Origin of the sequence: Bradyrhizobium paxllaeri (genome assembly GCF_001693515.2) — a bacterium.
GTDB classification, from domain to species: Bacteria; Pseudomonadota; Alphaproteobacteria; order Rhizobiales; family Xanthobacteraceae; genus Bradyrhizobium; species Bradyrhizobium paxllaeri.
Genome location: NZ_CP042968.1, coordinates 6,655,426 through 6,678,315, shown reverse-complemented (window position 1 = coordinate 6,678,315; position 22,890 = coordinate 6,655,426). Strand labels below are relative to the sequence as shown.

General features: G+C 63.4%; 17 protein-coding genes. 8 read left to right on the top strand and 9 right to left on the bottom strand.

What is annotated here, in order from left to right:
- Window positions 1–63: 63 nt before the first annotated feature.
- Window positions 64–1,362: a malonyl-CoA decarboxylase gene (locus LMTR21_RS31845; RefSeq protein WP_210250540.1), complete on the bottom strand. Its 1,299-nt coding sequence runs from the start codon at window positions 1,360–1,362 to the stop codon at window positions 64–66.
- A gap of 11 nt (window positions 1,363–1,373) precedes the next feature.
- Entirely contained in the window at window positions 1,374–3,020 is a 1,647-nt protein-coding gene (mdcA, locus tag LMTR21_RS31840; RefSeq protein WP_065753316.1) for a malonate decarboxylase subunit alpha, read from the bottom strand.
- Window positions 3,021–3,127: 107 nt separating this feature from the next.
- On the opposite strand from mdcA, the gene LMTR21_RS31835 reads away from it, so the two are divergent.
- Complete coding sequence (locus LMTR21_RS31835; RefSeq protein WP_065753315.1) at window positions 3,128–3,988, top strand: LysR substrate-binding domain-containing protein; 861 nt, start codon at window positions 3,128–3,130, stop codon at window positions 3,986–3,988.
- 55 nt (window positions 3,989–4,043) lie between these two features.
- On the opposite strand, the gene LMTR21_RS31830 is transcribed toward LMTR21_RS31835, so the two are convergent.
- Entirely contained in the window at window positions 4,044–4,541 is a 498-nt protein-coding gene (locus LMTR21_RS31830; RefSeq protein ID WP_084030633.1) for a GntR family transcriptional regulator, read from the bottom strand.
- A gap of 36 nt (window positions 4,542–4,577) precedes the next feature.
- Here LMTR21_RS31830 and LMTR21_RS31825 point away from each other — a divergent pair, with 36 nt between their 5' ends.
- Complete coding sequence (locus tag LMTR21_RS31825; RefSeq protein ID WP_065753314.1) at window positions 4,578–4,970, top strand: VOC family protein; 393 nt, start codon at window positions 4,578–4,580, stop codon at window positions 4,968–4,970.
- 110 nt (window positions 4,971–5,080) lie between these two features.
- Here LMTR21_RS31825 and LMTR21_RS31820 read toward each other — a convergent pair whose 3' ends face one another.
- Window positions 5,081–7,126 carry a peroxidase family protein gene (locus LMTR21_RS31820; protein WP_084030632.1) on the bottom strand — a complete coding sequence of 682 codons (2,046 nt, stop codon included), beginning with the start codon at window positions 7,124–7,126 and terminating at the stop codon, window positions 5,081–5,083.
- Window positions 7,127–7,616: 490 nt separating this feature from the next.
- Between LMTR21_RS31820 and LMTR21_RS31815 the strand changes: the two genes are divergently transcribed.
- On the top strand, window positions 7,617–9,053 hold the full coding sequence (locus LMTR21_RS31815; RefSeq protein WP_065753312.1) for an NAD-dependent succinate-semialdehyde dehydrogenase: 1,437 nt from the start codon (window positions 7,617–7,619) through the stop codon (window positions 9,051–9,053).
- Between the two features lie 72 nt (window positions 9,054–9,125).
- On the opposite strand, the gene LMTR21_RS31810 is transcribed toward LMTR21_RS31815, so the two are convergent.
- Together LMTR21_RS31810 and LMTR21_RS31805 are read right to left on the bottom strand one after the other, a co-directional pair.
- A complete protein-coding gene (locus LMTR21_RS31810) occupies window positions 9,126–10,838 on the bottom strand; it encodes a bifunctional protein-serine/threonine kinase/phosphatase (protein WP_065753311.1) in 1,713 nt (570 codons plus the stop codon).
- A 92-nt stretch (window positions 10,839–10,930) separates the two neighbouring features.
- A complete protein-coding gene (locus LMTR21_RS31805) occupies window positions 10,931–12,190 on the bottom strand; it encodes a nitrate/nitrite transporter (protein ID WP_065753310.1) in 1,260 nt (419 codons plus the stop codon).
- Between the two features lie 648 nt (window positions 12,191–12,838).
- Here LMTR21_RS31805 and nirB point away from each other — a divergent pair.
- From nirB to LMTR21_RS31790, 3 genes are read left to right on the top strand one after another with little or no spacing between them, the layout of a single operon-like run.
- Window positions 12,839–15,298 carry a nitrite reductase large subunit NirB gene (nirB, locus tag LMTR21_RS31800; RefSeq protein ID WP_065753309.1) on the top strand — a complete coding sequence of 820 codons (2,460 nt, stop codon included), beginning with the start codon at window positions 12,839–12,841 and terminating at the stop codon, window positions 15,296–15,298.
- The gene (gene nirD / locus LMTR21_RS31795) at window positions 15,295–15,630 is read left to right on the top strand and encodes a nitrite reductase small subunit NirD (RefSeq protein ID WP_057836001.1); all 336 of its coding nucleotides are present in this window, start codon (window positions 15,295–15,297) and stop codon (window positions 15,628–15,630) included. Before nirB ends, nirD begins: the two co-directional genes overlap by 4 nt.
- 12 nt (window positions 15,631–15,642) lie before the next feature.
- Window positions 15,643–18,300, top strand: a complete 2,658-nt coding sequence (locus tag LMTR21_RS31790; RefSeq protein ID WP_065753308.1) for a nitrate reductase — start codon at window positions 15,643–15,645, stop codon at window positions 18,298–18,300.
- Window positions 18,301–18,319: 19 nt separating this feature from the next.
- Here the strand turns inward: LMTR21_RS31790 and LMTR21_RS31785 are convergent, their stop codons facing one another.
- Both LMTR21_RS31785 and LMTR21_RS31780 read right to left on the bottom strand, forming a co-directional pair.
- Window positions 18,320–19,180 carry a hypothetical protein gene (locus tag LMTR21_RS31785; protein WP_187399247.1) on the bottom strand — a complete coding sequence of 287 codons (861 nt, stop codon included), beginning with the start codon at window positions 19,178–19,180 and terminating at the stop codon, window positions 18,320–18,322.
- Window positions 19,181–19,537: 357 nt separating this feature from the next.
- Complete coding sequence (locus LMTR21_RS31780) at window positions 19,538–20,176, bottom strand: TetR/AcrR family transcriptional regulator (RefSeq protein ID WP_065753307.1); 639 nt, start codon at window positions 20,174–20,176, stop codon at window positions 19,538–19,540.
- A gap of 149 nt (window positions 20,177–20,325) precedes the next feature.
- Here LMTR21_RS31780 and LMTR21_RS31775 point away from each other — a divergent pair, with 149 nt between their 5' ends.
- Both LMTR21_RS31775 and LMTR21_RS31770 read left to right on the top strand, forming a co-directional pair.
- A complete protein-coding gene (locus tag LMTR21_RS31775; RefSeq protein ID WP_065753306.1) occupies window positions 20,326–20,535 on the top strand; it encodes a ferredoxin in 210 nt (69 codons plus the stop codon).
- Between the two features lie 61 nt (window positions 20,536–20,596).
- On the top strand, window positions 20,597–21,817 hold the full coding sequence (locus LMTR21_RS31770) for a cytochrome P450 (RefSeq protein WP_065753305.1): 1,221 nt from the start codon (window positions 20,597–20,599) through the stop codon (window positions 21,815–21,817).
- 61 nt (window positions 21,818–21,878) lie between these two features.
- Here the strand turns inward: LMTR21_RS31770 and LMTR21_RS31765 are convergent, their stop codons facing one another.
- The gene (locus LMTR21_RS31765; RefSeq protein ID WP_065753304.1) at window positions 21,879–22,847 is read right to left on the bottom strand and encodes a Bug family tripartite tricarboxylate transporter substrate binding protein; all 969 of its coding nucleotides are present in this window, start codon (window positions 22,845–22,847) and stop codon (window positions 21,879–21,881) included.
- Window positions 22,848–22,890 lie beyond the last annotated feature (43 nt).

Genomic DNA, 22,890 nt, shown 5'->3' with positions numbered 1-22,890 from the left:
CGTCTCCTTCGTTTGAGGTGTCAGTCGAAGTACGATTAGATAGGGCTCGTCGTTACGTCTGTCTCAGGCGGAGCAGCCTCGCGCGGCTGCCGTATTTGCAAGCAGCGTATCCACATCAGGCGAGCGCACGATTGGCGCACCACGGACAAAATGCTCGTGGTTGTCCGCGATGCTGTCATGGTCGTAGAGATAGTTGACCATGATGCCGCAGGATTCCGCCATCGCGCGCGACGCGGTGTCGCCGAGCCAGTTGATCCCCTCGAGCCGCGCGCCATTGCCGAGATGGAAGCGCGCCACGGGATCGATGCGGCTTCCGGGCAGGAACGGCCGCGTCAGATAGCGGGCGCAAAGCCGCATCAGGCCGGGGCGCAGCTTTTCGCTCTGCACCGGATCATGCCACCAGCCGTCGGCCTCGACGTTCCGCAACAGGGTTGCATCGCGATCGCCGGCATCCGCGAGTTCCTGGTCAAGCCAGCGGCGGAAGCCCGGCACCGGCGACAGGGTGGAGAAGCGCCTCAGTTGCGGAAATTCCGCCTGTAACTCTTCGACCACCTGCTTGATCAGGAAATTGCCGAACGAGACGCCGCGCAGGCCATCCTGGCAGTTGGAGATCGAGTAGAAGATCGCAGTGTCGGAGCGCTCGGCCTGCGCCCGCCTGGCATGCTCGTCGGTGTCGCGTGACAACAGCGGCTGCACGGCGGTGGCCAGCCCCTCGACCAGCGCGACCTCGACAAAGATCAAAGGCTCATCGGGGAGCGCGGGATGGAAGAAGGCGAAGCAGCGGCGGTCGGGCGCAAGCCGGCGCCGCAGATCGTCCCAGCCCTTGATCTCGTGCACCGCCTCGTAGGCGATCAGCTTCTCCAGTACCGCGGCCGGCGACTGCCAGTCGATACGCCGCAATTCAAGAAAGCCGCGATTGAACCAGGAAGCCAACAGATGTTTGAGGTCGGCGTCGAGCAGCTTCAGTTCGGGTTCGCCGCGCAGCCGCGGTCCGATTTCGCTGCGCATAGCGATCAGCGCACTCGTGCCCCCGGGCGCCATGTTCATTCGCCGCAGCAATTCCTGCCGCGGCGGATCGGCGGCCTGTGCGAGAGCGGCGGCAGCTTCCGCCGTGCTGTCGGCGAGATAGTGCTCCGCCACCGCGCGCAGCACCGCCTTGTCGGGTCGAAGCTCCGCCGCGAGGTAGCGCTGAAAACCGTGCCGATCGCTTGCGTCGAGCGCGTGCAGCACGTCGTGCAGTTGGCGTGCGATCAGCGCGCCGGATGCTTCTCCGCGCTCGGAGAGCAGCGCCGCTGCAAGTTGCTTGGCGCGGTCAAGCTTGGCAATGGACGCGTTGGCTGAGGTTTGACTGGCTGGACTCATCGTTGCCTCCATCAAGCAGCGGCGCTGGGGGTTCGGCGGAATTTGGCCGGCGGCACGTAGAGTTCGCCGGAGGCCGTCACGAGTTCGTCGATCGATTTGGCTGCGAGCCAGTCGCGTGTTGCCGTCTTACCGTCGATGCCGAGGTCGGAGGGGAACATCACGATGCTGCGGCGGCGCAGATCGTCGGTTGCTTCAGGCGACTGCCGCCTGCCGAAATCGGTGTCGCCTGCGACGGCGCGCAAGGCGGCTTCGCGTTCCCCAGGTGACCGGCAACGCAGCAGGTTGGCCACGCCCCGTTCGGTGATGACATGGCTGACGTCGTCGCCATGGATCATCACCGGCGGCAGTGCGAAACCCGCGGAAGCTGCGAGGTCGAACGCGTCCAGCCGTTCGACAAAGCTCGGTGCGCCGTTTGGCTGACGCGTCTGCACCATCTGCCCCACGAGCTTGCGTCCGCGCAGGCTCTCTCCAGCTTCCTGGCCGGCGCGCAGCCAGGCAGGCGTGTCGTGGCGCCGGCCGCGGGCATCCGCGCCCATGTTCGGCGCGCCGCCAAAACCTGTGATCCGGTCCTTTGTGGCCGTCGAGCTGTTGCCCGCGGCATCGATCTGCAACGTGCCGCCGATGAAGAGGTCACAGGCATATTGGCCGGCGACCTGAGCCAGCGCACGGTTCGAGCGGAGATTGCCGTCGGCGCCGACCGGAAACACGTCCGCACGGCTTGAGACGTAGCGTTCCATGCCGAGCTCGGAGCCGAAGCAATAGACGTTGTCGACGAAGCCGGCTTCGATCGCAGGGATCAGCGTGGGATGCGGGTTGAGTACGAAGTGCCGGGCGACCTTGCCCTTCAGTCCACGCTGTGCGGCGAAGGTCGGCAGGATCAGTTCGATCGCGGCGGTGGCATAGCCGATGCCGTGATTGAGGCGCTGCACCTGGTAAGGTTCGTATACCGCTGATATCGCCATCATCGCCATCAGCACGTTCTCGTTCCTGATTTTGGCAGGGTCGCGCGTGAACAGCGGATCGATCAGATAAGGCTTTGGGCTCGGCACCACGAAATCGATCCAGTCAGAGGGAATGTCGACACGGGGCAGGCGATCGACGATCTCGTTGACCTGCGCCACCACAATGCCGCCGCGGAATGCCGCTGCTTCGGCGATGGTGGGCGTGTCCTCGGTGTTCGGACCAGTATAGAGGTTGCCGTCGCGGTCGGCCTTGTCCGCAACGATAAGCGCGACGCGCGGCGTCAGGTCCACCAGCATGCGCGCGTACAGTTCGAGATAGGTATGGATCGCGCCGATCCTGAGCGCCTTCGTTGCGACGAGTTCGGCGAGCTTGCGGCTTTGCGGTCCGGCAAAGGCGAAGTCCAGGCGGTTTGCGACGCCGCGCTCGAACACGGCCAGATGTTCGGGCAGTGCGATGACCGATTGCACCATGTGCAGATCATGGACTCGCGCGGGATCGAGCTTCGCCAGTGCGGAAGCGAGAAAGTCCGCCTGCTTCTGGTTGTCGCCTTCGATCGCTATGCGGTCGCCGGGCTCGATGATGGCTTCCAGCAACTGCGTCGTGCGGTCCGCCGGGCAGAGTTTTGTGCTTGTGCCGCAGAGCGCGGCGGCCCGCGCCAGGCGCGCGGTGCGGTTGTTCGGAGACCGGTCCGTCATGATGAAGCTCCTTGGCTGCTGCCCGTTGCAACCAAAAGTAGGGAGCCGCTATTGATTACAAAAGCGATATTTTATAATATGATTGATCGAGAAAATGGATCAATTGCATGCTGGATTTCGAGCTGCTCCGTGCCTTCGTTGCCGTGGCCGATTTCGGCGGTTTTCATCGCGCCGCCGAACAGCTCAACCTGACGCAGTCGACGGTGAGCCAGCAGATCAAGCGCCTGGAGTCCGAGACCCAGCGCCCGTTGTTTCGCCGCACGACACGGAGCGTCGCGCTGACCGACGATGGCGAAATGCTGCTGGGCGATGCCCGCCGCCTGCTGCAGCTGGAGGAAGCGGCGCGTCATCGTCTTGCGGCGCCGCGCCTGTCCGGCTCGGTGCGCCTCGGCGTGGTCGAGGAGGTCGCCGGTGGCTCGCTGCCTTCGGCGCTCGGCCGCTTTGCAGCACTGCATCCGGGGGTGAAGCTCGAGGTGCAGATCGGCGTCAGCGCGCCCTTGATCGAACAGCTCAATGCAGGACGGCTCGACGTGGTGTTTGCCAAGCGTCCGCTCGGCACCTCGAAAGGGCGTCTGGTATGGCGCGAATCCCTGGTCTGGGTCGCAGCCGACACATTCGATCTCGTTCCCGGCGCGACGCTGCCGCTGGCGCTCTATCGCGAGCGGTCCGTGTCGCGTGAGGCGGCGCTCAACGCGCTCCAGGACAGCGACCTCACCTGGGAGATCATGTACACCAGCCCCAGCCTGACCGGGCTGCGCGCGGCGGCGCTGGCGGGCCTTGCGATTACGCCCCTTCCTGCAAGCGCCGTCATCGCGGGCTTGCGTATTCTCGGGGCCGCGGAGGGCCTGCCGCGGCTTCCGGACCTCGAGTTCGCGCTTTACGAAAAGACACGGCCCGACAAGGCCGCCGCGGCACTCGCTGCGGCTCTGCTGACGCTTGCACATGGGCCATCGCGACCGACGATTTGAGGTGAGGCGTTCGCCGCTCGGCTCGATCGCGTTGACACCAACGATCGTTGCGCCGCTATGCGGCGTGCCCGTCACCCCAGACCTGTCGCGACCTTTCCAGATGGCGCCGCATCACTGCGACGGCTCCGGCTTCGTCCTGCTGCGACAGGAAATCGAGCAACTCAAAATGCTCTGCTGCCGACTGCGCGATGTAGTCGCGGCCCGAGGCGTTCCTGAAGCCGCGAAGCCGGACGCGATCGCACAACGTCTCCACCAGCTCGGTGAGCGGCTTGTTGCCGAGCGTTTCGATCAGCCCGACGTGAAACATGCGGTCGGTCTCGAGAAACTCGATCAGATTGCCGGCATCGGCGGCGCGTTTGGTCGCCGCTGCAAGCTCGCGCAACTCTGCAAGCTGTGCCGGCGCAAGACCGGCGCGCGCGATGTCGGCGACGCAGGGGATCTCAAGCAGCACGCGGATGGCGAAGATGTCGTTGAGTTCCTTTGACGAGAGCGCAACCACGCGAAACCCGCGATTTCGCACCGGCTCGAGCAGACCCTCGGAAGCGGGAACCATCCTTTCACGAAGGACTTGGTGCGGCGGAGGTCCGACATGGCCATCGACTTCAACCACACCATTCTTTCGGCTCGCGACAGCAAGGCCTCGGCTGGGTTCCTCGCGGAGATGTTGGGGTTGCCGGCGCCGCGGCGCTGGGGGCCGTTCTACATGGTCACGACCAACAACGACGCCAATCTCGACTATATGAATACCGAAAGCGAGATTGCTCGCCAGCACTACGCCTTCCTGGTCGGCGACGCCGAATTCGACGCGATATTCAATCGCATTCGCGAGCGGAACCTGCCTTACTGGGCTGATCCTGGCCAGCGAAAGCCGGGGGAGGTCAACGACCACGATGATGGACGCGGTCTCTATTTCGAGGACCTGAACGGTCATCTGCTCGAAATCATCACGCGTCCGTATTGCAGCGGCGGCTGGAACCCGTAGGACGTAGCTATCCAACCGGCTCGAACGTGCCGAAGTCCGACACCACGGCACGCCACCTGAACCCGGCTATCTCAGGGTATGCCGGGTTCGTTTCGAAATCCACCACGCCTTCAGACGTCGAAGATGAAATCAGATTTGTGAAGCGCATAGGCACGAATGCCAACCAGTTCGATGCTGTCATCGCCGACCGACACGACGGCATTGCCGTGCGCGGATGAGATGCGGACATCATGCCAGTCGAGATTTCCGGCATGCTTGAACTCGAGCTTGTCGATGCCGGGCTGGAAGTCGGTGATGACAGCCTTGGTCGCGCCCTTGTCGAAGACGAAATGGTCGGCGCCGCTCAATCCCGTGAGCGTCTGTTTTCCGGTGCCGGCAAACAGGAAATCCCCCTGCGGGCCGCCGATCAGCGTGTCCTTGCCGTCCGAGCCGATGACGAGCTGGCGCGCCTCGGGATCTTCCGATTCGACGCCGCCCTTTAGTCCGGTGTGCCGTGTGTACGAGATGAAGACATCGTCCTGAATATGTTGGGTATCGGTGTTGCGGAGGATGATGTCGGCAAGCGTCGTCTGCTTGATCTGCTGCAGTGTTCTGGTGTCGAAGCCCTGATTTTCGAACCAGAACCGGTCGCCATCGCGCAAGGCCTCGAACTGTATGGCGATGACGGTCTGGAAAGTTTCCCCGATGAGCGCGCCGGGCGCATGATTCTCGGCCAGGCCGCCGGTCCAGAGGTCGATCAGATCGACGTTGTTCGAGAACGCTATCTTCAACGCCGCCCGCGTTCCCGGATCGCTAGTGATTTGGTCGATATCCGTATACCGGGCGAGGCCGAGCGATTCTCGCGCGTCGTTGAGCGATCCGACACCGAAATCGCGTTCACGCTGGATGTTGATCGCCGCGAGATCCATGCTCACGGGCGGGTCGAACAGGAAATTGCGCAGATCCTCGACGATGCGAACGTCCATTGCCTGCGACGGGTCGCCTGCCAGATGGCGCAACTGCCCATCGGCGCCGCCGGATGCGACAAAATCCGACGGCGGCGCGAAGAAGATATCCCTGAGTTCGCGCTCCGATCCTTCGACGATCTCGCCGCTCTCGGTCAGACCCTCGGTTTCCGCCGAGACGATCGAATGCCCGAAGCGGAAGGCGATGTTGAACTCGAGCGAGAGGCGCGGATCGACGCTGGAATTGTAACCGTGGTAAGCCCCGATCGTGCCACTGCCGATCAGGTTCGGCAGAAACTCATTGTACGTGATGTTGGCGATTTCCGCCGTGACGATGGCGCGTGCGTAGTTATAGAGCTGGTCGCCGCTCCAGTTCGGATGCGCCTTGTGCAGCTTGTCGACCTGATAGTTGTGCTCGCGCACGAACAGCGCGTGCAGTGAGGTAAGCGCAAAGTTCTCCGCGGCACGCGGATCGCCGGCGGCGAACAGGCCGTTAACGATCGGCAGATTGCCGCCCTCCGAGGTCTTCATGTGCCCGTCGGGCAGGCGCAGGCTCGCCGCCGTCGCCGCGTCGGAGCCATAGACCATGGAGGCGTCGAGCCAGCCGCTGCTGAAATTGAGGGGAGTGGCCGGATTGTCCGGACCCGTTCCGCTCGACGGATCAATGATCGCGCGGGTCATGGGCATGATCGAGCCGTCGCCGAACACCGGGTCGCCATCCGGCACCGAGATGCTGATGTCATTGACGCCGTCGCTGCGTGTCAGCGTCAGATCGTGATCGATGAACTGGCCCCAGGCGTACATGAATGCCGACACGCCTTGCTCGTTCGGGACGTTCGCGTCGCCCTCGCCAACGACGACATTGCTGATGGTGCGCGGATTGGGGCCGTCGAGCGGATCGGAAACACCGTCCGCAAAATGCGCGGGACCAATACGGTCAACCGCGGTACCGGCGGCATTGAGGCCGGGGCTGGAGAGATTGTTTCCCGAACCGTCAAAGCTGCGGAACTGGATCGTGACCGGCGCCGGCGGTTGCGGGCACCAGTTCGGAATCTGATGGTGACCGTGGATCGACCAGGGCAACCCGCTTGATTGACCCCCGCCGGACCAGTGGAAGCCAAACGGGAAGGGGCCGTCGAAGCCGTTGTCGAATTCGAATTGACCATGCTGCGAGCCAGATTTGCTCGGCCAAGCCGCACGTAATGCGTGCACGAAAACCTCCCCATTTTTTGCAAATGCGAATTACTTGTATCTATATTGCAAATGCGAACTAATTGCAACAACGCAATAGGCGCCGACGAACGCTGAAGATGTCAGCCACCGTCCGGAGTTGCGGCATCAGGCGTTCGGTGTCTTCGCTTCGAACGATCCCTGCAAACTCTCCATTCACGCCGCCCAGCGCTGTCGCCCATCGACGCGCAGCTCCTGGCCTGAGACGAACACTTCCAGGACCTGCGAACGCCTCGAGGACGCGCGCGACTAGTCGACGGCGACGATGTAATTCACGGGTGATGTCGTGGGATCGGAGCTGATCGGTGAGACAGGGAAGGATGTAGACCGCAGCAGTGCTTTGCGCTGGTCATGCGGTCGTACGCAACTGAATCCATTTTGCAATCCGTCCGGGCTTCCATCATAAAGGCGCCTGAAATTTGCCGGATCGCTCGCCGTTCGGCGGCCCACAATAAGACAGGGAGAAAGTCTCGTGGCATATTCGAATACCCAGCTCTTCATCAACGGCAAGTGGCGTCCGAGCCAGTCGGGCAGGACCATCGCCGTTCTCAACCCGGCGACAGAGGAAACCATCGGCACCGTCGCGCATGCCGACCGCGCCGATCTCGACGAAGCGCTGGAAGCGGCCGCCAAGGGTTTCAAGGCCTGGCGGGCGGTGGCGCCGTTCGACCGCTGCCGGATCATGCGCAAGGCGGCCGCGATCATGCGCGAGCGCAACGAGGAAATCGCGCCGCTGTTGACGATGGAGCAGGGCAAGACGCTGGCGGAAGCGAAGATCGAAGCGATGCTGTCGGCCGACATCATCGAGTGGTTCGCCGAGGAAGCCAAGCGCGCCTATGGAAGAGTGATCCCGGCCCGCGGCCCCGGCGTCTACCAGATCGCGGTCAAGGAGCCGGTCGGCCCGGTTGCCGCCTTCACGCCGTGGAATTTCCCGATCAACCAGGTCGTCCGCAAACTCTCCGCGGGTCTCGCGGCCGGCTGCTCGATCATCGTGAAGGCGCCCGAGGAAACCCCGGCGGCTCCGGCGCAACTGATCAAGGCGTTCGTCGATGCGGGCGTGCCTGATGGTGTGGTCAACCTGGTCTACGGCGTGCCGTCGGAGATTTCGGAATATCTCATTCCGCATCCGGTGATCCGCAAGATCTCCTTCACCGGGTCGACCGTCATCGGCAAACAACTCTCCGCACTGGCGGGCCTGCACATGAAGCGCGCTACCATGGAGCTCGGCGGCCATGCGCCGGCGATCGTGTTCAAGGACGCGGACGTCTCGTCGGCGGCGAAGATTCTCGCGGCGGCGAAGTACCGCAACGCCGGCCAGGTCTGCATCTCGCCGACCCGCATGCTGGTGCAGGACGATGTGTTCCGTGAATTCGTCGACAAGTTCGTCGAAGGCGCCAAGTCGATGAAGGTCGGCAACGGCCTCGATCCCGACTCGAAGATGGGCTCGCTAGCCAATCCGCGCCGCGTCACCGCCATCGAGGGCATGGTGCAGGATGCCGTCGGCAAGGGTGCCAAGCTCGAGACCGGCGGTCACCGCGTCGGCAACAAGGGCTACTTCTTCGAGCCGACGGTGGTCAGCGACGTGCCGAAGGATGCGCGCGCCATGAACGAGGAGCCGTTCGGGCCGCTGGCCTTGATCTCCCGCTTCTCGACCTTCGACGAGGTGGCCGAGGAAGCCAACCGTCTGCCGTTCGGTCTGGCGTCCTACGCCTTCACCAGCTCGACCAAGACGGCGACCGCGATCGGTGCGGCTATCGAAGCCGGCATGGTTTCGATCAACAGCTTTGGCCTCGCGCTGCCCGAAGTGCCGTTCGGCGGCGTCAAGGATTCCGGCTATGGCTCGGAAGGCGGCACCGAGGCGATGGAAGGCTATTTCAACACCAAGTTCATCACCCAGACCGGGGTGTGAACCGAAACGCGAAGCGAGCCTGGCTTGCGTCGCTCACGTGATATAGCCCGACATTCCCCAGGGAATGTCGGGCTAGTTTTTTACGATCCATGCGAGAAGCAGGATGACGAGCACGACCAGTCCTGCGGACAGGCTCTTCCAGAACATCAGCGGATCGCGCTCGTAGAGTGAGCGCCGCGACGTGGCGGCGGGCTTTGCCCACATCGCGCCGTTTTCGAGCTCATGCGAGAATTCGATGACGTCGCCATAGCGCTGCACCGGATCGACGTTGAGCGCCTTGCCGACCACAGCATCCAGCCAGGCCGGCAGATCGGGACGATAGCGCGAGAGGGAGGAGGGCTTGCCGAAGCGGGGCCGCGAGAATGGTTCGATCTCGCCATACGGGTAAGCCGCGGTGAACATCCGGTACACGGTGACGCCGAGTGCATACAGATCGGAAAACTCGTCGCCGGGCCGGCCGCCGAACAGCTCCGGGGCCATGTAGCTTGCCGTGCCCGGAATATCCTCGGCCGGAAAATCCTCCAGCAGCGGCACGCGTGCAACGCCGAGATCGACCAGCCGCAATCCGCCGGCCTTCAGCAGGATCACGTTGTCGGGCTTGATGTCGCGGTGGATGATGCCGGCCCGATGCAGGGTCGCCACCGCGCGCGCCAGCTTGGTCGCGATGCCGATGCCTTCGGCCAGCGAAAGCTGCGGCGAGCGGTTGAGCCGCTGTTCCAGCGTCTCGCCTTCGTAAAGCGGCATCACCGAATAGAGACGGGTCTGCCGCTCGGCGGGCAGTTCGATGATCTCGCCGATCCACAGGCTGCGCACGCGCGCCGCGACCCACGCCTCGCGGACGAAAGCGAGGCGATAGGAGCCCTCACTCGCTACGCGCGGATGCGGAAACTTCAGCACGAGTTCGCGGCCCTGCCGCTTGTCGATCGCCTTGAACAGCCGGCTGTAGCGTCCGTCAGACAATATTTCGCCGAGCGTGAAATCGTCGACGACGTCACCGGTTTCGGGCAGATCCAGAATTGGCAGCGTCGCGATCGAATGGGTGAGCTCGTCGCGGTCGGCAGGCGGCAGGTCGACGACGTCGAGCACCAGCGCGGTCATGTTGTCGGTCGAGCCGGCATCGAGCGCGGCATCGACCAGTGCGCGGGCGGATTCCTCCGGCGAGGTGCGCTCGCTCAACAATACTTGCAGGCGGTGATCGGCCAGCACGCCATGAACACCGTCGCTGCAGATCAAGAGCCGGTCGTGCTGGCGCAGCCCGACGGTGGCGTAGTCGAAGCGGGCAAAATCCTCGAAGCCGATGGCGCGGTTGAGCAGGTGCGCGAGATCGCCGCGTCCGGCGATGTGGTCCGTGGTCAGCCGCTCCAGGCGTCCCTCGCTCAGGCGGTAGGCGCGGGTGTCGCCGATGTGAATGATGTGGCAAAGCCGCCGCGACAGGATGATTGAGGAGAAGGCGCAACTCATGCCGCTGAGCTGGGGATCGGTGCGGCCTTGCGTGTAGATCCAGCTATTGGCGGCTTCCAGCGAACGCGACGCCCGGCGGCGCACGCCGAGTGTTTCCGGGAGCGAATAATAAGCGTCGATGAAACAACGCACCGCGAGCTCGGCAGCTTCGCGCCCGCCCTTGTGTCCGCCGACGCCGTCGGCAACCGCGGCGACGATGTCGCGATTGCTTACGCCGGACCGGCCGAGACACGTCCCGACGTAATCCTCATTGGCGGACCGCTTGCCGGTCTCGCTGACGAAGCCGACGCGAACCCCGAGATTTCGTTGCGAACCGATCGTCACCCGCGCGGCCTGTCAAGCCTTTACTATCGACGCGTTTTCTTCACGCGAACCGGTAAGCACTTCGCTCGAAAACGCTATGGTAGCGCGCGTGGTCAGACCCGCGCTCCCGATGCGGCGCCCCATGTGGTGCGCCAGCGGACCTTGACCATGGCAAGTCCGAGGAAACCAAGCAATGCCAGCAGGCCGAAAAACAGGAAGCCCGCGCCGAATCCGCCGGTCATTCCCTTGGCGATGCCGAGCGCCTTGGCCAGGAAGAAGCCGCCGATGCCGCCGGCGCAGCCGACCAGGCCGGTCATCAGGCCGATCTCGTGACGGAAGCGAAGCGGAATGAGCTGGAACACCGCGCCATTTCCCATGCCGAGCGCAAGGACACCGATGGAGAACAGCAGCACGGAGATCCAGGCAATGCGCGGCATCTGCGTGAAGGCCCAGCCGGTCGACGTCGGTGCGGCCGGCCCCTCCGGCATGAAGGCGATGATGAGATACGCGGCGACGACGACGCCAAACAGGATCGACAAGGAGCGAATGCCGCCGATGCGATCGGCGATCAGTCCGCCGACGGGACGGAAACCTGAGCCGAAAGCGACGATCAAGCCCACCAGCAGGCCCGCCGCAACGCCGGACACATGATACTGCACGGTGAAGTACAGCGGCAGCGCGTTGGCCAGCCCGACGAAACCGCCGAAGGTGATGAAGTAGAAGAACATGAACCAGCGGCTGTCGGGATCGCGCAGCAGGGCGCCATAGGCCTTCAGCGAAATTGGCTTGCGCTCGCCAGGCGCATCCTTGGCGGCGAAGACGTAATAGGCGAGGATCAGCAGCATCGGAACCAGCAGCACGCCGAACACGGCCTGCCAGCCCCAATGTTCGGCGATCGACGGCGCGAACAGCGTGTCGAGCACGACGCCCATATTGCCGGCGCCGGCGATTCCCATCACCACGCCCTGATATTGCGGCGGATACCAGCGGCTCGCCTGCGGCAGCGCCACTGCGAATGACGCGCCGCCGATGCCGAGCGCGAGACCGAACACCTCGATCGCGAGTTTGCTGTTAAGGCCGAAATACCAAACCCAGGCCGTTGCAAGGATGACGACGATCTGCGCGATGATTCCGGTTCGCTTGGCTCCGATGAGATCGGCGAGCAAGCCCATCGGAACCCGCAGCAGCGCACCGGCCAGCACCGGGATAGCGACGAGGGTGAACTTCTCGTCGACGGCAAGGTTCATGTCGTGCGCGATGTAGACGATCAATGGACCAAGCGCGACCCAAGCCATGAAGCTTATGTCGAAATAGAGGAAGGCGGCGAGCAGCGTGGGCCAATGGCCGGCCTTCTTGAATTCAGCAAACTTCATCGAGCAGCCTCGAACATTGGCGCGCGACACCGCGCGGCGCGGTGGTCTCGGCACAAGGGACGGAATGTTGGGAAGCGAGTCGTCTCGTCGTTGAGGCGCACTCTCGCTTCTATCGTCAGCAATTCGTGTGCCAGAAAAACCGGCGCGTCAGTTTGCGTGTATTTGCAGAGCCTTGCCGGGCGCGGACAAACTGCCGGGAATGCGGCCGCTGCTACGTTTGTCGGCAAAACCAGCCGCCCGAACGTGCAGAGTGGTGTTTTATTATGCTGTGCGAAATATTAACGGAAAAGCGTCTCCAAAAACCGGCTTGCCCGTGTCGTGCCGTCTCCGCGGCCACCTTGCCGCTCCTTCGCAGCGGCGCATTCGCGTTGTGCACAATGGATAGCCCGGGTGGGTGATTTTTTGGGCATTTGTGCACCCTAAAAGGCGTTCAATTACCGTTTCATCGGCTGAAGCCACGCGTTGTGCCCGAAAAGCTACGGGTTCGGCGTTGGCACGTCTCTTGAATACGTGAGATTTCGATCGTCATAGTCGACGATCGCTCTGCCCGCCGATGGGCGCTCCTCAATCATCAATAATTTCGCCGATCGACGATGCAGAGTTGCGCAGTCGAGCGAGGCCGTCGGAACCTGGATCAGAAGGCAGAGCATGCTCAATAAAGTGAACAAGCCAAAGTTGGTGGTGATCGGCAACGGCATGGCCGGCATCCGCACGGTGGAATTGCTGCTGGACCGCGCGCCCGATCTCTATGACATCACCGTGTTCGGCTCCGAACCATACGGCAACTACAACCGCATTCTGCTGTCGCCCGTGCTTGCCGGCGAGAAGACCGTCGACGACATCATGCTCAACACGGAGCAGTGGTACGACGATAACGGCATCACGCTGCGCAAGGGCGAAATGATCGAGATGATCGATCGGCGCACCTGCGAGGTCGTGACGAAAGAGGGCGCGCGGGTGCCTTACGACCGCCTGCTGATCGCTACGGGCTCAAACCCGATCATGCTGCCGCTTCCCGGCAAGGATCTTCCTGGTGTCATCGGCTTTCGCGACATCCAGGACGTCGAGCATATGGTGCAGGCGTCGACGAGCTACAAGAATGCGGTGGTGATCGGCGGTGGCTTGCTCGGCCTTGAAGCGGCCAACGGCCTGATGAAGCGCGGCATGACCGTCACCGTCGTGCATCTGCTCGACACGTTGATGGAACGTCAGCTCGATCAGGTCGCCGGCGGATTGCTGCGCAAGTCGCTCGAAGAGCGCGGCATGGTGTTCAAGATGCCGGCGCAGACCGAGGCGATCCTCGGCACCGATCGCGTGACCGGCGTGCGCTTTGCCGACGGCGAGGAGCTCCCGGCCGACCTGGTCGTGATGGCGGTCGGCATCCGCCCCAATTTCGAGCTGGCGCGCAAGGCGGGCCTGCATTGCGAGCGCGGCATCGTCGTCTCCGACACCATGCAGACCTATGACGGGCGAATCTATGCTGTCGGCGAATGTGTCCAGCATCGGCGCCAGACCTACGGTCTCGTCGCTCCCTTGTTCGACCAGGCCAAGGTCTGCGCCAACCATCTCGCCATGAAGGGTTTTGCCACGTATGACGGTTCGGTGGTTTCGACCAAGCTGAAGGTAACCGGAATCGACCTGTTCTCCGCCGGCGACTTCGCACCGGGCGCGGACAAGGAAGAGATCGTGATGCAGGACGCCTCCCGCGGCGTCTACAAGCGGATCATCCTGCGCGACAAGAAGATCGTCGGCGCCGTGCTCTACGGCGATACCATCGACGGCCCCTGGTACTTCCAGCACTTGCGCGACGGTACCGACGTTTCGCACATGCGCGAGCGGCTGGTGTTCGGCGCCGCCAATCTCGGCGACGGCGGCCACAGCGGCAACAACTCGGTCGCCGCCATGAGCGACGACACGGAAATCTGCGGATGCAACGGCGTCTGCAAGGGCACCATCGTCAAGGCGATCAGCGAAAAGAAGCTGTTCACGATCGACGACGTGCGGGCCCACACCAAGGCATCGTCGTCGTGCGGCTCGTGCACCGGTCTTGTCGAGCAGGTTCTGGCTTTCACGCTCGGCGGCGACTATTCGGCGGCGCCGAAGGTCAAGCCGATGTGTGCCTGCACCGATCACAGCCATGACGACGCGCGCCGCGTCATCGTCGAGAATGGATTGAAGACCATTCCCGACGTCATGAAGTTCATGGACTGGAAGACGGCGAACGGATGCCACTCCTGCCGGCCGGCGCTGAACTATTATCTGCTCGCGACCTGGCCCGGCGAATATCGCGACGATCAGCAGTCGCGCTACATCAACGAGCGCGTTCACGCCAACATCCAGAAGGATGGAACCTATTCGGTCGTGCCGCGGATGTGGGGCGGCGTCACGACGCCGGACGAACTGCGCGCCATCGCCGACGTTGCGGACAAGTTCAATATTCCGACCGTCAAGGTGACCGGCGGGCAGCGCATCGATCTCCTCGGCGTCAAGAAGGAGGATCTGCCTGCGGTCTGGGCCGACCTCAATGCTGCCGGCATGGTGTCGGGTCACGCCTATGCCAAGGGATTGCGCACGGTGAAGACCTGCGTCGGTTCGGAATGGTGCCGGTTCGGCACGCAGGATTCGACCGGCCTCGGCGTCAAGCTCGAAAAGTTCATGTGGGGCTCGTGGACGCCGGCCAAGGTGAAGCTTGCGGTATCAGGTTGTCCGCGCAACTGCGCGGAGGCGACCTGCAAGGACGTCGGCGTCGTCTGCGTCGATTCCGGCTACGAGATTCACTTCGCCGGTGCTGCCGGCCTGCACATCAAGGGCACCGAGTTCCTGACCAAGGTCGCGACGGAGGAAGAGACGCTCGAGATCATCGCTGCCCTGACGCAGCTCTATCGCGAGCAGGGCTGGTATCTGGAGCGCATGTACAAGTGGTGCGACCGGATCGGTCTCGACGCGATCCGCAAGCAGGTGGTCGACGACGTCGCCAATCGCAAGGCGCTGTTCAGCCGCTTCGCCCATTCGCAGCAATTCTCGCAGAGCGATCCCTGGGCGGCGCGCGCCCAGCGCGGCGTCGATCGTAACGAATTCACCCCGCTGGCGGAGCTGGAACTCGCATGACCAAATGGATCGAAATCGGGACGCTGAACGATATTCCCGTTCTCGGCTCGCGTGTGGTGCGGACGGCCTCCGGAGACATCGCGGTATTCCGGACCAGCGATGACGAGGTGTTTGCGCTCGACGACCGCTGTCCGCACAAGGGCGGACCGTTGTCGCAGGGCATCGTCCATAACAAGCGCGTCACCTGTCCGCTGCACAATTTCGTCATCGAACTGAAGAGCGGCACGGCGGTCGCGCCCGATGAAGGATGCACGCGCGCGCATCCGACCAAGGTGGAGAATGGCGTCGTCTGGCTTAGCGTCCAGACGGCGGTGGCCGTGCCTGCCGAGTGAGGGTGATCGCCCGTGCCGGTGAAGACAACCTGTCCGTATTGCGGGGTCGGCTGCGGCGTTGTCGCTGACAGGGATGCCGCGGGTGGCGTGACTGTCCGTGGCGATCCGCTTCATCCCGCCAATTTCGGCCGGCTGTGCGGGAAAGGCTCGGCGCTCGCCGAGACCATCAGCCTTGAGGGCCGGCTGCTCTCGCCCATGGTCAAGGGGCAGGAGACGGACTGGGACACGGCGCTCGATCACGTCGCGGACGGATTTGGCAGAATCGTCCGCGAGCATGGACCTGATGCGGTGGCCTTCTACGTCTCCGGCCAGATCCTCACCGAGGACTATTACGTCGTCAACAAGCTCGCCAAGGGCTTTATCGGCACCGCCAATATCGACACCAATTCGCGGCTATGCATGGCCTCGAGCGTGGTGGGTCACAAGCGCGCGTTCGGCAGCGACACCGTCCCGGGCTGCTACGAGGATCTCGAAGCCGCCGATCTCCTGGTCCTCGTCGGCTCCAACGCCGCCTGGTGCCATCCGATCCTCTACCAGCGCATGGTCGCCGCGAAGGCGGCTAATCCCGCTTGCCGCATCGTTGTCATCGACCCGCGCCGGACCGCCACATGCGACGGCGCCGATCTGCACCTGCCGCTTCGCTCGGGCAGCGATTCGGTGCTGTTCAACGGATTGCTCGCGCATCTTGCGTCGCGCGGTGCCATCGACGGCGCGTTCGTGGAGGGATTCACCACCGGCGCTGAAGCCGCGCTGCGGCAGGTTGCGGGACAGACGGTCGCGCAAACCGCCGACATCTGCGGCCTCTCCGAAGGCGCCGTGGCGCTGTTCTTCGACTGGTTCGCCAAGACCGAACGGGTCGTCACGCTCTATTCGCAGGGCATCAACCAGTCGAGCAGCGGCGTCGACAAGGTCAATGCGATCATCAACTGCCATTTATTGACCGGCCGCATCGGGCGTCCCGGCATGGGCCCGTTCTCGCTGACCGGACAGCCCAATGCGATGGGCGGCCGGGAAGTCGGTGGGCTGGCCAATCAGCTTGCCGCCCATATGGAGATCGAGAACGCGACGCATCGCGACCTCGTTCAGCGATTCTGGCAGTCGCCTGTGATCGCGGACAAGCAGGGCCTCAAGGCGATCGACATGTTCGAGGCGATCGTCGAGCGTCGCATCAAGGCGGTCTGGATCATGTCGACCAATCCGCTGGTCAGCCTGCCGGATGCCGATCGCGCGCGCCGCGCGCTCGACGCATGCGAACTCGTCGTCGTTTCCGATTGCATGCGGCACACCGACACCACGCGTCATGCCCATGTGTTGCTGCCCGCGCTGACCTGGGGCGAAAAGGACGGCACCGTCACCAACTCCGAACGCCGCATCTCGCGGCAGCGGCCGTTCCTGCCGGCGCCCGGCGCCGCACGGGCGGATTGGCGGACCGTCTGCGACGTTGCGCGGCGCATGGGTTTTTCGGGATTCGACTATTCAAGCGTCGCCGAGATCTTCCGCGAGCACGCAAGACTTTCCAGTTTCGAGAATGACGGGACACGCGATTTTGACCTGTCCGCATTGAATACGCTCGACGATCGGGCCTACGATGCGCTGACCCCGATCCAGTGGCCGGTGACGCGGGAATATCCGACCGGCACGCCGCGAATGTTCGAGACGCGCGAATTCTTCACCGCCGATCGCAAGGCCCGTTTCGTGCCGGTAACGCCGCGCGCTGCCGTCAACGCGACCAGCCGCGACTATCCGCTGGTGCTCAATACCGGGCGGGTCCGCGATCAGTGGCACACCATGACGCGAACCGCGAAATCGCCGCGGTTGCTGGCGCATATTTTCGAGCCCTATGCCGAATTCCATCCCGACGATGCGCGCGCGGCCGGCGTCGAGAACGGCGGGCTCGCGCGGCTGGCGAGTCCGTGGGGCGAGATGGTGGCGCGCGTCGTTGTCACCGCCGAGCAGCGGCGCGGCTGCGTGTTCGTGCCGATGCACTGGAATGGCGAGTATGCCGGCGAAGGCCGGGTCAACGCGCTGGTCAATCCCGCGACCGACCCGATCTCCGGGCAGCCTGAATCCAAGCACACGCCGATGAAGGCGGCGGCTTACTTGCCGAAATGGCATGTCTTCATCCTCAGCCGCCGGGAGATCGAGCGTCCGGCCGCGGGTTACTGGGTCGGCGGCCTCTCAGGGACGTGCTGGCGGATGGAGCTTGCCTTCGACGAGCGGCCGGAAAGCTGGCGCGACTGGGCGCGGGCGCAGCTCCGTGTCGGACACGACATCGAATGGATCGCCTATCGCGATCCGAAGGCCGGACGCTTCCGCTACGCCGCCGTTCGCGACGGCCGGCTGGAGGGTTGCGTGTTCATCGCACCCGATCACAGACTGGTCTCGCGGTCGTGGCTGACCGGCCTGTTTGCGGAACAGGCATTGTCAGCGAGTGCGCGGATGTCGCTGCTGACGGGACAGCCGCTGGACGCCGGTCAGGACGTCGGTCCGATCGTCTGCTCATGTTTCGGCGTGGGGCAGCATCAGATCTCGGCCGAGATCCAGAAAGGCGCGGCCAGCGTCGACGACGTCGGCCGGCGTCTGAAGGCCGGCACCAATTGCGGCGCCTGCAAGCCGGAGATTGGGAAGTTGCTGCGCGGTGCGGCCGTGCGCGACCCGCATCCGGCCTAGGGTCAGCTCCCAGGCGCCACTAGTTCTTGATCGCATAAAGCGGCGTTCGCAGTGTTAGCTGATAGGAGGGCTTCGGCGTCCATGCGATCTGCGCGGTGATGCCGAACAACCTGTTATCGTCGTCGTCCATGCGGTCGAGGTCGAGCCGCAGAATCGGCTGCGTGAACGCGGGAAACGGCGTCAGGTTCAGAAGCTGCGCGCCGCCGAAGGATTGCACGCCGACGCGGCCGGTGAATTTCCAGTTGTTGTCCCACTGATAGTAGCCGCCGACATAGCCCATGATATCGGGACTGACGCGGGCGAGCGGGGTATCGACCAGAACCCGGGTGTATTGCGCGCCGGCGAGCAGCCCGCGCGTTTCGTCCGCATCCAGCGCGTAGTTCGCCTCGAGGATGGTGTTGTAGGCCGTCGTCGCCAGCGGCGTCGTCGAAGTCGACCGCGTGGCATTGGATTGGATGGTGATTGTCGGAAACATGCCACCGTTCTGCTGATAGATGTCAGCCTGAAATCCGACGGTAAAGGCGTAGATCGAAAATTTCGTCCAGGGATCGGTACCCGCCTGCGAAGTGGCTCCGCTGATGCCGCCATAGACCGAGAGCCGCTCGTTGACATCGACCGTCAACGGCAGATCGACCGAAAGGCTTTGGCTCGACGGGAAGGTGGCTGTGCGAAGCGAGGAAAGATTGGCCAGCGTCGACAGCAATGGTGGCGCGCTGAATCCGATCGAGAGCGTGCCGGCAGGCAGCGTCGAGTAGATCGTTCTCATATCGAGATAGACGTTCGGCAGGGTCGGCTTTGCCTTGGCCGCATCCTCTTCATCGTCGTCGTCGTCCTTTCCAAATGCCGCGCCGAAAAAGCATAGCGAAGCCAAGAGGCCCAACGCGACGCTTCTCGCGGACCAGGGCCGTGCAAGCTCCAGACGGAGATCCGCAGCGGATTTGGCAGGATTCGTGTTCAACCGGCGATGCCCATGACCGGAAAAGCTGATCATCTGCCGGCCCGGAATTCAAGCAGCCCCCACGACGCAGGCGGCAATCTCGTTGCCAGTGTGACACGTTTGCGCCGCGACCGTCATGGCCTCGCCGGACGCTTCATCGCTCGGGGGAGGGCTTGCTTGACTTGCGAATGACCGAAAACATCGCCGCCGCCACGATCCCGGACAGCAGGGATGCCGCGAGGACGGCGTCGCCATGGAGACCCGTGTTGTCGGGCCCCTCGGATGCCGGAGCCTTGGCTGTCATTGGTCGGTCTTGCCGCAGGCCTCTATCGCAACCGACAGCGCGAGCTTGGTTTCCTGCACGATGTCCTCGACCAACTCTTCCCGGCTGACGTGAGCGAGCTGGCCGGTGAGCAACCCCTGTTCCGCGAGCATGACCACGCCATGCAGCGAGGCCCAGAGCTTGAGCGCGCTGCGCTCGCGCAACAGACCCACGGCGGGTGCCTCCAGCGCTTCCACCAGCAGTTCGAACGTCTCCATCGCGGCACTGTGCAGCTCGCTGCCTTTCGGCGCGCAGGCCATGGTTCGCGAAGCGAACATCAGGCGATAGATGCCGTTGCGGCGCAGGCCGAAATCGAGCGTGAGTTGGGCAAAGCGGGACAGCTTCGACTGCTTCGACGGCTTTTCGATCGCCGCGCGCATCATGGCCGAGAACTGACGGAATGCCTCGGCCGTGACGGCTGTCAGCAGCGTCTCGCGATCGGCAAAATGCTTGTAGGGCGCCGGCTGCGAGACGCCGAGTTTCTTGGCAAGCGCGCTGATGCTGATCGCTTCGGGACCGCCGAGTTCGACCTCATGCAATGCGGCCTGAACCAGGGCATCACGGAGATCCCCATGGTGATAGGCATTCTGTGCTTTGCGTGCAGGACGAGGCGACATTCAATGTCATGATCTATAACTTTTGACTTGACAGCACAACGGTGTCGCGAATGTAATACGATATAACTTCGCGGTGCGCCGGCGGGTCTGTGCCGTCGCGCCGAAAGCGGCGCGAGTCAAATGCGCCTCACAAAGAGGGGAACGCTGCGATGGCCGGAAAGCTGAAAATCCGCGTCGACCAGGACAAATGTCAGGGACACGCGCGTTGCAAATCACTGGCACCCGAACTGTTCGACCTCGACGAATTCGGCAATGCGCACGAAGTCGGCGACGGCTCCGTGCCCGAGGGCCTGGAGGACAAGGCCTGGCTCGCCCAGAGCAACTGTCCGGAAATTGCCATCGAGGTGACCGAAGAATAATCCGGTCGCGAGATCTTTCATCCACCACGATCTGAACGAACCAAACAGAGGAATTGCTCCGATGTCCGATTCCGCCAGCATCATGCCCGAACATCCGCCGGTCACCGACTGGGTCAACGATTTCGATCACACCGATCCGACCTGGACGGAAAATCCGTTTCCGATCTGGGAACAACTGCGTGCGGCTTCGCCGGTCGTTCACACCGAGCGCTTCCTCGGCTGCTACATGCCGACCACCTACCAGGCGGTGAAGGAAATCGCCTACGATACCGAGCACTTCTCGTCGCGTCGCGTCATCGTGCGCGACATACGGCCGGAGATCACCGCGCGGGCGCCGCCGATCACGTCCGATCCGCCCGAGCACAAGCCGGCCAAGCAATTGTTGCTGCCGCCGTTCACGCCGGACGCGATGAAGAAGCTGGAGCCGCGGGTGCGCGCGATCTGCAACGAGCTGATCGACGAGTTCATTGCCGACGGCAAATGCGACGCCGCCGCGCGCTACACCAAGCATGTTCCGGTTCGCGCGATCGCGCATATGCTCGGCATTCCGGAGAAGGACGGCGATCTCTTCATCAAGTGGATTCACGGAATCCTCGAACTCGGCATCAAGGACGACAACGCGCTGATGGAGGCGGTGAGGGAGATGACCGGTTATTTCGCCGCCCATCTCGAGCAGCGCAAGCAGAATCCAACCGACGACCTGATCTCGACGCTGATGAAGGCGAGGGACAAGGATGGCAATCCGCTGGCGGACGAACACGTGCTGGGTTCGCTGCGGCTGTTGTTGATCGCGGGCATTGACACGACCTGGAGCGCGATCGGCTCCTCGCTGTGGCATCTGGCGAAAACGCCCGCGGATCGCGAGCGCCTCGTCAAGGAGCCGGAACTGATGCCGCTCGCGGTCGAGGAACTGCTGCGGGCCTATTCGCCGGTGACGATGGCGCGCGAGGTGATGAAGGAGACGACGGTGAGCGGCTGCCCGGTCAAGTCCGGCAACATGGTGCTGCTGTCGTTCCCGGCCGCCAACCGCGATCCCGCGATGTTCCCCGATGCCGACAAGGTGATGATCGACCGCAAGGAAAATCGCCACGCCGCGTTCGGCCTCGGCATTCACCGCTGCGTCGGCTCCAACCTCGCGCGCATGGAGATGACGGTGGCGATCGAGGAATGGCTGAAGCGGATTCCGGATTTCCGGCTCGATCCGGCCGGCAAGGTCACGTGGTCGGAAGGGACCGTGCGCGGCCCGCGTCAGTTGCCGCTGCTGTTCGGGAAGACGAACTGAGCGATTTATAGATGAGGCGAGGAGGGTCGATTGTTTCGGCCCTCCTTTTTTCGATTTGCCGCTACTTGACTTCGATCTTCGCGTCGCTGGCGACTTTCTTCCAGGCTTCGATGTCGCGCGCATTGATGTCGCGCTGCTGATCTCCGGCGATGAAATCCGCGGAGATGCCGAGCGCCAGCAGCTTCTCGGCGATGTCGGCCTCGGCCAGCGACTCCTTCAGCGAGGCCGAGATCTTCTGCGCGATCGGAACGGGAAGACCCGCCGGCGCATACATCACCCAGGACAGGCTCCGTTCGAAATCGACGCCTTGCTCCTTGTAGCTCGCAACGTCCGGCAGGCTCGGCGATCGTCCGCCGCATACCGCCAGCGCCTTCAGCTTGCCGTCCTTCACCAGCGGCTTTCCGGTTGCCATGTCGACCAGCCCGACCGAGATGTGCCCGCCCATCAGGTCGTTCGCGAGCTTGGCGGCGCCGCTGAACGGGACGTGCTGCAGGCGGACGCCGGCCTTCTGGGAGAGGATTTCGCCGCAGAAATGTCCGGTCGAGCCGACGCCCCAGCTTCCGTACTGGATCGGTTCGCCCCTCTTCGACAGCTCGGTCAGCCCGCGCAGATCGCTTGCGGGAAAATCCTTTGCCGCGATGAGCAGGATCGATGACGTTCCGATCCGGCCGATGGTAGTGAAATCCTTGATCGGATCATAGGGCAGGTTGGGGTAGACCGCCGGTGCCAGCACGTGGGTGGTCATGCCACCGATCGTAATGGTGTAACCGTCGGGCGGAGAGGTCGCCGCCTGCTGCGCGCCGATGGTGCCGGCGGCGCCGGTGCGGTTTTCGACGTAGATGGTCTGGCCGAGGCGTTTGCCCATCCGGTCGGCGAGCAGCCGTCCGAGCACGTCGCCGCCGCCACCGGCCCCGAACGGCAACAGCATCTTGATCTTCTTGGAGGGATAGTTGGCCGTGTCATCTGCGTGGGCCGAACAGGCCACTGACGCGAGCGCAAGCAGCGACAACATCATCGCGCGTAACTTCATTTACTCACTCCCTGGGTTTTGTTTTTTTTGGTCGTTCGTCGCC